The organism is Nocardioides sp. P4_G4, from assembly GCF_056401085.1.
Genome location: NZ_JBFUKA010000121.1, coordinates 1 through 9,689 on the forward strand (window position 1 = coordinate 1; position 9,689 = coordinate 9,689).

Annotated in this window: 7 protein-coding genes; 4 read left to right on the forward strand and 3 right to left on the reverse strand. The window is 62.9% G+C overall.

The window, feature by feature from the left end; translation table 11 throughout:
* Positions 1 to 165 precede the first annotated feature (165 nt).
* The 3 genes from AC1DQF_RS19955 to AC1DQF_RS19965 form a co-directional block, all read right to left on the reverse strand.
* Positions 166 to 456, reverse strand: coding sequence for a hypothetical protein (locus AC1DQF_RS19955; protein ID WP_477526972.1), 291 nt, complete (start codon positions 454 to 456; stop codon positions 166 to 168).
* A gap of 119 nt (positions 457 to 575) precedes the next feature.
* Positions 576 to 1,472, reverse strand: a complete 897-nt coding sequence (locus AC1DQF_RS19960) for a hypothetical protein (RefSeq protein WP_477526973.1) — start codon at positions 1,470 to 1,472, stop codon at positions 576 to 578.
* A gap of 357 nt (positions 1,473 to 1,829) precedes the next feature.
* Positions 1,830 to 2,783, reverse strand: a complete 954-nt coding sequence (locus tag AC1DQF_RS19965) for an ImmA/IrrE family metallo-endopeptidase (protein ID WP_477526974.1) — start codon at positions 2,781 to 2,783, stop codon at positions 1,830 to 1,832.
* Between the two features lie 567 nt (positions 2,784 to 3,350).
* On the opposite strand from AC1DQF_RS19965, the gene AC1DQF_RS19970 reads away from it, so the two are divergent.
* The 4 genes from AC1DQF_RS19970 to AC1DQF_RS19985 all read left to right on the forward strand — a co-directional run.
* Positions 3,351 to 5,924, forward strand: a complete 2,574-nt coding sequence (locus tag AC1DQF_RS19970; RefSeq protein WP_477526975.1) for a Z1 domain-containing protein — start codon at positions 3,351 to 3,353, stop codon at positions 5,922 to 5,924.
* Positions 5,921 to 6,898, forward strand: coding sequence for a PD-(D/E)XK motif protein (locus tag AC1DQF_RS19975; protein WP_477526976.1), 978 nt, complete (start codon positions 5,921 to 5,923; stop codon positions 6,896 to 6,898). Before AC1DQF_RS19970 ends, AC1DQF_RS19975 begins: the two co-directional genes overlap by 4 nt.
* Positions 6,895 to 8,958 (forward strand): hypothetical protein, encoded by a 2,064-nt coding sequence (locus tag AC1DQF_RS19980; protein WP_477526977.1) that lies wholly within the window; start codon positions 6,895 to 6,897, stop codon positions 8,956 to 8,958. The genes AC1DQF_RS19975 and AC1DQF_RS19980 overlap by 4 nt, the downstream gene beginning before the upstream one ends.
* A gap of 26 nt (positions 8,959 to 8,984) precedes the next feature.
* Positions 8,985 to 9,689: hypothetical protein (locus AC1DQF_RS19985; protein WP_477526978.1), on the forward strand; the 705-nt coding region annotated here is incomplete at its 3' end.

The window sequence follows — 9,689 nt, forward strand, 5'->3', positions numbered from 1 at the left end:
CGCCAGACCGACCTGTGGGCCCGGCCGTCTACTCAGAGTCAGGGCGACGAGCTTGTAGAACGGATCCGCACACTCTGCCACCCTCGGCCCGGCTTCCTACGGAGTGAGGTCATAGCGCTTGACGGCGCCGCACCCGGACCAGTGGAAAACGGAGCATCACCTAGCTCACGGTGAAAAGAAGTCGTACGGGATTGAGTGTTCCTTGAGCCACTTCATCTCACCTACATGGACAAGCTCGGAGACGTTGGCCTTCAGACGCTCCAGCACGTCACCTTCTGATCCACCCAATGTATGGACGAGAGCCGCCACGTTCTCGGGCTTGATGGTGAAGAAGTATTCGTACTCGCCATGCCGGAGATCTTGACCCTCGATGGTCACTGATCCATCCGCGAGCGTCGCAGCGTCGATGAATAGTTGGTCCTTTGCCCAAAGGGACACACGGTGAACTCGGTTCATGCAGGAACCTTCCTCTGGGTTGCGTTCCATTGAGGAGGGTATCGCGCGAACTCGCGGACCGGACCGAGCGTGATGAACCGCTTTCGCCGATCATGGCGGGCTCGGCATCCGGGATTGCACTATCTCAACCGTTCTGCAAGATCTGACCAGTATTGGATCCGGTCCTTGGATGCGGGGCGTCCAGGCGCCCAGGAGTCGCCTTCGAACTCGAGGCCGATCCAGGCACCGATGTCTCTGCCGTAGTAGATGACGTCCACTTCATGAGCCGACAAGACCCATGACCGCTCCAATTGACCGCCGGACGGGAGGTATTGGTTGCCGCAGAGCGGAATCAAGGGCGGACACGTCTGTGGGAGTGGGACAGCGGCGGTTGCATCGACAGGTGCCGGAGCGCGTTGGATCCAGGTCGCGAGCTCATCTGGGCTTCCGTGTCGCCAGTCGGGCCATCGAGGCCGCTGCCAGACAGTGTCCGCAAGTAGGTCTACCGGCAGGCCAGCCTGTAGCAACGAGCGATGAGGCACGGAAAATTCGATGTCGAAACGCTTCTGGACAGTCTCGATCTCCTCGGTGCTGAGGCCTGGCTCGATCCGTACGCCGGCTTGCCTGAGGCGCCCGATCGGAGTGCGGTCAACCGAGCGTCGTGGGCGGCGCTCGGGGAGGTTGAGTGCGGAGTGCTCCGGAGACATGGCGTCGATGTCGTACCACGGGTGCAACGCAACGATTGCCTGATGTCTTCGTTCTGCATTGTGGGTCAGAACAATGATCTGGCTGATCGGAAACGGCCGCCCCGAACGTGCTTCTTCCCCGAGGGCCGAGACCACCGCGCTGGCGTCCCATTCTTCAGGGTCTTGGTCGGGCCCCAGGTCACAGCTCAACCAGAGGGTGTCGATGTGCTCGCGCGAGGCGCGCCGGGCGCGCAGCAGCATCAGGGCGTGGCTGAGGTTGCGGCTGTAGGCGACACCCTGGTCGAGGCGGTCCGGAAGAGAAGCGTGGGGATCGACCACAACTGTGCTCATTCGCGGAATCCTCTCGGTGCGGGCGGTTCGGTTCACCGCTTGAAGGCGAGGCTAGTGATGACCTCCGACAGCTGGCGGACGTGAATGCGAGACTGCGTTGGAAGACGTGGCCCCACGCTGGACCTTGGGGTCGGCCTTCGCCGTCGCTCTTCGCGCTTCGGCACGCTTACGTGGAGCGCGTTCCGCCAGGCGACCAGACGCAGCTTGCCGGTAGCGCATGGCCGCGTGTTGATGGAGTGGCCGCTGAGCGCCTCCGTCCAGTAGACCCGAGATGCCGCCGCTGGCGGCGAAGCGCAATGCAACTGCGCCATGGTCAACCGCAGAGACGAACCGTCTGAGGGGTGCTGCTCTTGGAGTTCACTCCGCTGCGGCGGGCGAATCGTCAGCGGCAGGGCGGGAACTCCTCTTGTGAGGGCTGTGCCGTTGGCACATGTCGATGATGCGGGCCGCTGCACTCATGACGTGCATCCACCCTCCTGTGGGGAGCGGGTCGCCCTCGGCGTAGTACTGATCGAGATGCGCGGGCAACTGGGTTGCAGGGGCGATCCTCCGAAAGACGAGCCGCGCGACGGATTCGGCCTCGAATTCGCGCTCGGCCAAGGTCCCCGGCCGTCGGTTGGGCCACCAGTCCGAGGTCGAGGCGCCCACGTGCCCGCAGTACAGGTGCCCGAGCTCGTGGGCAAAGGTCGCCAGCTGCTCGGTAGCGCTGTAGGAGCCGTTCAACTGGGACTCAAATCGGACCGCGACGTCGCGCATCTCCTTCTTGGGTCCATGCGGGACGGCCTGCGTGGCTCCGCCGTGCTGTTGCCAGATGCAGCCGGCGGACGGCCAGCCATGCTTAGCGTCATGGACGCGAACGCCGTCGTACTTTGCATTCTCTTTCAGCCAACTCAGAGCTACGTCGGCGAGCTGGACGTCTTTCATCGCGTATGGGTTCTCGAACTGGCGAGGCAGGTTCCGTGCGTTCAGCCCCGGCTCCGTTTGGGAGACGTCGAAGACAAACTTGAGTGGCCCAAACGGGTCCAACAAGACAATGGGGTGCTCGTTCGGCATCACCTCTCTGCCCCATCTGTCGGCCCATTGGTCGTCCGTGAGCAAGTGCACCGGATGCGGACGCTGCAGGACGGCCAAGAACCCGTTGTAGGGGTTCGCCTGCCGGAAGTGCGCGATTTGGTCCAGGAGGTCGAAGAAGCCGGTTGCGTATCCCCGCCGGAGCGCGAGTTCCACCATCCGGTCGAGGGACCTGCCACGTTCAGAGAAGCGTCGCATAGGCGGCTTTGCAGGGAGCGGCAGGTCGATCTCGAGCGCCAACTGGCTGCCCTCGGTTGGTTCGGCAGACACAGACCTTGTCCCTTCCACACACGCTGGTGGCCGCGATGTCGTGCTGACCAGTGATCACCTTGAGATCACTGCATAACTGCAGGTCAGACCTGATTTCAGACTGATTGAGGCGTGCGGCGGGATCCGCTTGCTGTCTGGTTCGGAACCAGCGCCTTCGTCCCGGCGACGCGCCGTGTCCAACAGGATCACCACGTCACCGCATAGTAGTCACGAGGGGACGCCGGATGACTGAGCTCGCTCGTCGCGCGGGACGAGGGAACCCATGGACAGATTGCCTGGCGACCGGTTCAGGGGGCTGGCGTTAGGAGGATCCGCGGTCCGTTCGTTCTTCGTCGTGCATTTTGGTCAGCGTCTGTGAGAACTCCGTCATGCAGGTTGTCTGAAGTCGACCAAGTCCGTCGGAGGTCTTCGATAAGGTCCCGTCACGTGACAGACACAGATGCAGGAATAGTCGCCCAGCTCCGGACACACATCATGAACGCGGCGGTTCGGCAGGCGATTTCACCCGAAGCAGCGGCTGAGTCCATTCGCCAGTTTATGGCTGACGACATGGTTCCGCGCCTGGCTGAGGCGGTCGAAGCGATCAAGGCTGACCAGGCGGAGCACGCGGTCCTCGACTCCCCGACGGGCGTTGTCGACCGGACGTTGGTGGACAACCTCCAAATGGGCCCGTGGTACTCCGGTCCTGAAGAGGGCGACCTGCACTGGCCGACGCTGCGAGCCAAGCTCGAGGCGAGCCGCATGGCGGAGGTCGTCCCCGATATTGATCGAGCCTCGACGAAGGTGGTTGCGCAGTTGGCCAACCCCCAGGCATGGGGGTTGAAGAAGCTCGGCCTCGTCCTCGGATACGTCCAGTCGGGAAAGACAGCGAACTACACGGCGGTCATGGCCAAGGCTGCGGATCGCGGTTTCGGCCTCCTGATCGTGCTATCAGGCATCCACAACAATCTCCGAGAGCAGACGCAGGTCCGCGTGACCAAAGACCTTGGAGTCGTGAACAGTAAGCACTGGGTCGGCCTCACTGCTACTGAGGCCGATTTCGTCAACCGTGAAGTCACCTCGGCGGCGTCGCAGCTCCACCGGGATCGACCGGCTGTGATTGTGATCAAGAAGAACACCAGCCGACTGCAGCAACTGAAGGAGTGGCTCGACGCCGCACCCGAGGATCTGCTCAAACGCACCCCGGTGCTGATCCTCGACGACGAGGCGGACCAGGCGACCCCCAACGGCGCGACCGGAAGGCAGGAACGGTCAGCGATCAACGGCCTGCTCCGTGATATCTGGAAGCTTGTCGTCACCGGTTCCTATGTCGGGTACACGGCGACGCCGTTCGCCAACATATTCATGGACCCGCAGGACGAGGACGAGCTCTACCCGTCCAACTTCATCATTGATCTTCCGCGGCCGGAGGCGTATTTCGGCGCGGAGCGACTCTTCGGCCGCGAACCGTTGAGCGAGGACGACGATGCGGATTCCGGTCTGGAGGCCGCGGTGATCCGGGACATCCCGGACGTTGAGGCGGGGAAGCTGAAGCCTCCGAGCGGCAAGGAACTCCGAGTCGCCTTCGACGTCGAACCGCCGGCTTCTCTCACGGCTGCCATCGACTGGTTCCTGGTGGCGGCAGCAGTCCGGAAGGCACGTGGAGATGTGGATCACACCTCGATGCTGGTCCACACGACGCACTACGCAGATCCTCACTTCGCGATGCAGCGGCAGGTCCAGAAGTACTGCCAGGCACTGGCCGTGAAGTGGAGTGCCGGCGACGTCGACGCACTTCGAGCCTCCTACCTCAGGGAGAGTGCGGCGGCTGCCGAGGTCGCATCGGAAGTCATGCCGGCGTGGGACACCGTCGCAGAGCACATTCCAGGTGTCCTCAAGGACCTTCGAGTCATCGTTGACAACGGCAGATCCGATGACCGGTTGGATTACGACCGCCGGACGGATAACGGTACTCCGATCATGGAGGTCGTCATCGTCATTGGCGGCGGCACATTGTCCCGGGGGCTGACGCTCGAAGGCTTGGTTGTCTCGTATTTCACGCGTACCTCCAACACCTACGACACTCTTCTTCAGATGGGTCGCTGGTTTGGGTATCGCACCGGTTACGAGGACCTCCCGCGGATCTGGATCCAGAGGTCGCTCGCCGAGGACTACCGATTTCTGGCTCTGGTGGAGGCCGAGATCCGTGCTGACATCGCCGATATGGAGCGCCAACAGATCACGCCACGCGAACTGGGTGTGCGCGTTCGCGCCCACCCGGGACGGCTGGCGATCGTTGCAAGGAACAAGATGGGGGCAGCCAAGGTCGTCCGAGTCAGCTATGCGGGCGAGCGGCTACAGACCTTCATGTTCGAGCGGGAACGCGCAGTCGCAGACGCCAACATCGCGGCTGTTCAGGCGTTCATCGCTGCGGCGCGAGAGGATCGGTCGATCGTCGCAGAGTCGAATCTGCTGCGGTGGCGCCTGTCCGACGTCCCGGCCAAGCCGGTCGCCGACCTTTTGGCGTCGTTCCGGTTCCACCCTGATCAGGCCACGATGCGTGGCGACTTCATGGCGGGTTGGCTGACCGCGGAGGCCCCGGACAGCCTCTGGAACGTAGTTGTCGTGAGCAGCGGGCGGCAGGCGCGCACGATCGCTGGTGATCCGGTCGACCTCGGCGCTGTGGATCTCGGGTTTGGCGCGGTTCCCGCAGTCAACCGCGCACCACTTGCCACCTCTGCGGCTGGGACGGCGAACATCAAGGCGCTGCTCAACCACGACGACTGGTTTGCTGACCTGGACCCCGTGGCGATGAAATCCTACCGCGATGGCCGGAAGCTCCACCCGCGCGAGATCCGCCGTGCGCTCGCCAACGGGCGCGGCGTCATCATCGTTTACGTCGTCAGCAAGGACTCGATCCCACAGACCGCAGCGTCATCACTGTCCCGCATCAAAATGGAGGCGGCACAACATCTGATGGGCCTCGGAGTGATCTTCCCGGAAGTCGCGTCCGCGGCTGGAGGCGGGTCCTCGACCTATTACGGCGTCAAGCCGGACTGGGAGGTCGAGGTGACCGACGATGAAGACCTCCCGACGGACGCCGTTGAGAGTGAGATGGAGGCAGGATCATGAAGATCTCCGAATCCTTCGCGCTGCTCCTGACAGGGGAACTTCCCGACGGTGCGACCCAACTGTCGACACGATCATCCGGAGCCGGGACCACTCGCGGTCAGATGCTCCTCGGCGTGGACCGTGGTGGCAGGCGACACCTCCTGATCCCGGTTGAACCGGGCTCAGATGCGACGGATCGGATCAGTCGCGGCATCAACCTCGCCACGCGTGAGCTGGTGGTGAGTGGGGAGATTCAGACGTTCGCTGATCTCGCCTGTGACATCCCCAGGCTCGCCCAGGTATTTGAGCGACTCGTGGAGAACCTGATCGAGCGGTTGGAAGGCTCGACTGCACCTATGCCGGTGGTCTCGGCAACTCTGGAGGAATGGCGTGCCCTGCTCCAACAGGCGCTCGCTGACATCTCACGAGAGGTGGTCATCGGCATTGTCGGAGAACTCCAGATCCTGCGAGTCCTGGTGGAGCGTTCCCCCGAGGGGATCCAATGCTGGGCCGGACCAAATGGCTCAGTGCACGACTTCGTTAGGGGTGGTCGAGCGATCGAGGTGAAAGCCACGTCGAGCGTCGACGGAAATTCGGTGCGAATCTCGAATCTCGACCAGCTTGACCCTGGAACGGTTGCCGACCTTCATCTGGTTGTCGTACACCTGAAGGAGTCGGCTGACGCGATGAGCATCGACGACCGCGTCGCTGAACTCATCGACCTGGGGGTGCCTGCGATCGAACTCGAGCAGCGCCTGGGTCTTCTCGGCTACGTGGTCGGCATGTCCGACAGCGTCGCCACGCGGTTCGAGGTTCGAGGGGTCCGTTGGTGGGTGGTCGACGAGGAGTTCCCCGGTCTCCGGGCGTCCGATATTGATCCCGTTCGGCTTCGGTCAGTCGGTCACGTGAGCTACGACCTGATGCTGGCGGGGACGCCCTCGCAGATCCCGGACCACCAGGTGGACGAAATGCTGATGGGCTGGATTGGCGGATGAGGGAGATCGAACGACTCGAGGCCCTCGCACGCGTTCAGGGGCATTTTCGCGGCAAGGAGGTATCAGACAACACGGTCTTGGCTGCACACATGCGTGCAATCGGAATAGCTCCGTCGGGTGAGCCGTGGAAGGTTGCCAAGCGTGCACTCCGGGCAGGAATGACCTTCGAGGATGCGGCACATTCGGGTGGAGGACACGGTCTCCCGGCCGATCACGACCGTCTCCCCAGATCTACACCGGGCACAGAGCTGACGGAGGCTCGGCGGAGTGTCGCGCCGCTGGACTGGTTTCCCCAGCGGTTCGAGCCAGGCGCCATTCAAGGCGAAGGCGCCAGGAAGCTTCTGGGAACGCCGAATATCTCGCTGGAGGACCTGCTCGTGCGCGAAACGGCTCAAAACAGTTGGGACGCGCGCGCTGGGGAGGAGTCGGTCAGCTTCACCATGAACCTTCGTATGCTCTCGGAGGATGTCGTCAGCCTCCTCCGGGACGAGGTCTTCACTGGTGACGCGCCAGGCACCGACCTTGCTCGCGCATTGGACGACGAGGGCACCGTCGCCATTGAGATCTCGGACCGAGGTACCACCGGCCTGGGCGGCCCGGTCCGCAATGACAAGAGCATTCCTGAAGGAGAGGTCACCCACTTCATCGACCTTGTCTACAACATCGGTGCAACCAAGCCCGGCGGCACCTCCGGTGGGACCTATGGCTTCGGAAAGTCCGTTGCGTACTTGGTGAGCGAGATCGGCTCCATCGTGATCTGGTCCCGCTGTCTCACCAAGGACGGGGTCGAGGACCGCCTGATCGCATCAGCGATCGGCAACGTGTTTGACGCCGACGGTTACCGTCACACCGGGCGGCACTGGTGGGGCCGCACGATCGATGGATTCCCGGAGCCCGTGGTCGGAGCTGTTGCGGAGAACCTCGGGCGCAGGCTCTTTGCGCGGGGATTCGATGGCGATGAACTCGGCACGAGCATCCTGATCCTGGCGCCGATGCTCGGGGAGCCCGGTCCGGACGACGATGCTGAGGTTCTTGCAGAGTCCGTGTTGAGGAATCTCTGGCCGAAGCTGGTTCAGGACGACGAATCTGGCAACAAGCCCATGACGATCCATGTGCAAGTAGACGGGACTGATCATCCCATACCCGATCCGGCCTCCCATCCCGTCTACAGCGGTCCAGTCACCTGTCTCCAGGCGGTGCGAGCGGTGCAGGGGGGACTGCCGGTGCCCACATCGATGTTCAAGTGCGACGTCGTACATATCAAGCGCTACGATTCCGTGATTGGTCACCTCGCGCTGACCAAGTACCCGGCCGTCGGGCTCGGCGACCTCAGTCCGAGTCAATCGGTGACGCTCATGCGAAGCGCAGCCGAACTGGTGGTCACCCGTCTGGAGCGGGGACCCCTCACTGAGCCCGGATTTCAATGGGCTGGAGTATTCAAGCCATTGCCATCGGTTGACCCCGCATTCGCCAAGTCCGAGCCGCCCGCCCATAACAACTGGTCGTCCGAGTCACTCTCTGACAAGACTCAGAAGAGTCAGGTCAAGGTCGCGCTGGACAAGGTAAGAGCGGAGGCGGACGCGTTCATACGGCCTGCCATTGTTCCGAAGCCCAACGGTTCGGCACTCTCGGCCGCGGCGATTGCTGACGGACTCAGTGGGTTCCTCGGGGGTGTGGCTGGTTCGGCGCCATCGCCGAGGGGGAGCGGCGGTGGCGGCGGTGGAGGTTCTCGAAGCAAGAAGGCTCGCACGGAAATCGGCCGTCCGACGCGGTTGGATATTGGCCGCGAGGGGTGGAAACGGACGGTTCTGCCGATCGAGATCAAGGGCGGAGATCCCGGCGGATCGTTCATCCGAGCCACCGTTATGGTCGGTACGGACGGAGGATCGGACAGGTCCGAGCAGCCTGACTTCTTGGTCAGGGGCGGATGGGTTGGCGCTGACTCCAACGTGGATTACACCTTCGTTCTTCCCGACGCGTCCGCCGATTACTGGTTCGAGTCGAGGAACGACGTAGCGGTCGACTTCAAGGTTGAGGCTCTCTCGGAGGAGCCGAAATGAGGCAGGGAAGACGGATTCTTCCGTATATGACGGCTGATGAGTCCGCCCTCACCTGGGAGAGTTGGTGGTTCGAGCGAGCGGGAAGCCGCCTGCCCTTACCGAAGTACCTTCCGGCCTGGGACTACGCGAGTGACCTGGTCGTGGGTCTGACAGCTACGATCGACTCTGACCTAGCGCTTGCGTCGACGGGTCTTAACAACGTGGATCAGCTGGCACTCGTGCTGGTCGGCGACTGCAAGGCGTCCCAGCGACGGTTCACCTCGTCGGTCCGCTTGTACTCCGGCTGTGAGCTCATTGAGGTCGGCTTGAAGGTTCCTCCGGGTCAAGCTGCGGACTCTGTGGACCTCAGCGCAGCGCTGGTGTTGGCCGAGGACATCGAGCCGGCTCCTGACCGCGTTCAGCGCGCCGGGTCGAGGCTGGCATCGAGCCCCAGTCACGCAGTCATCCTTGAGGGTGACGCATCCCGTTTCCCGACCGAGCCAATCTCGTTCTCCTCCGCCGGATACGAGGCAGCACCATGGACGATCAGTTCAACGGCGGAAAGCCTTGACGACAGCCTGATGGGGAGCGTCCGGCTGCTGATCAACGAGGACCATCCATGGGGTCAACGACTCCTCAACGACGCCAGCGACGAAGCCTTCAAACAACTCCACGTTGACGTCTTCCGGAGCCTTGTGGGCATCTGTGCCCACCTCAGCGACGAGGGTACGGCCGATTTCGAGGACGACTCC

Coding starts and splice junctions, on each gene's coding strand:
- AC1DQF_RS19955 (WP_477526972.1), bottom strand. CDS start 456: ATGAACCGAGTTCACCGTGTGTCCCTTTGGGCAAAGGACCAACTATTC.
- AC1DQF_RS19960 (WP_477526973.1), bottom strand. CDS start 1,472: ATGAGCACAGTTGTGGTCGATCCCCACGCTTCTCTTCCGGACCGCCTC.
- AC1DQF_RS19970 (WP_477526975.1), top strand. CDS start 3,351: ATGGCTGACGACATGGTTCCGCGCCTGGCTGAGGCGGTCGAAGCGATC.
- AC1DQF_RS19975 (WP_477526976.1), top strand. CDS start 5,921: ATGAAGATCTCCGAATCCTTCGCGCTGCTCCTGACAGGGGAACTTCCC.
- AC1DQF_RS19980 (WP_477526977.1), top strand. CDS start 6,895: ATGAGGGAGATCGAACGACTCGAGGCCCTCGCACGCGTTCAGGGGCAT.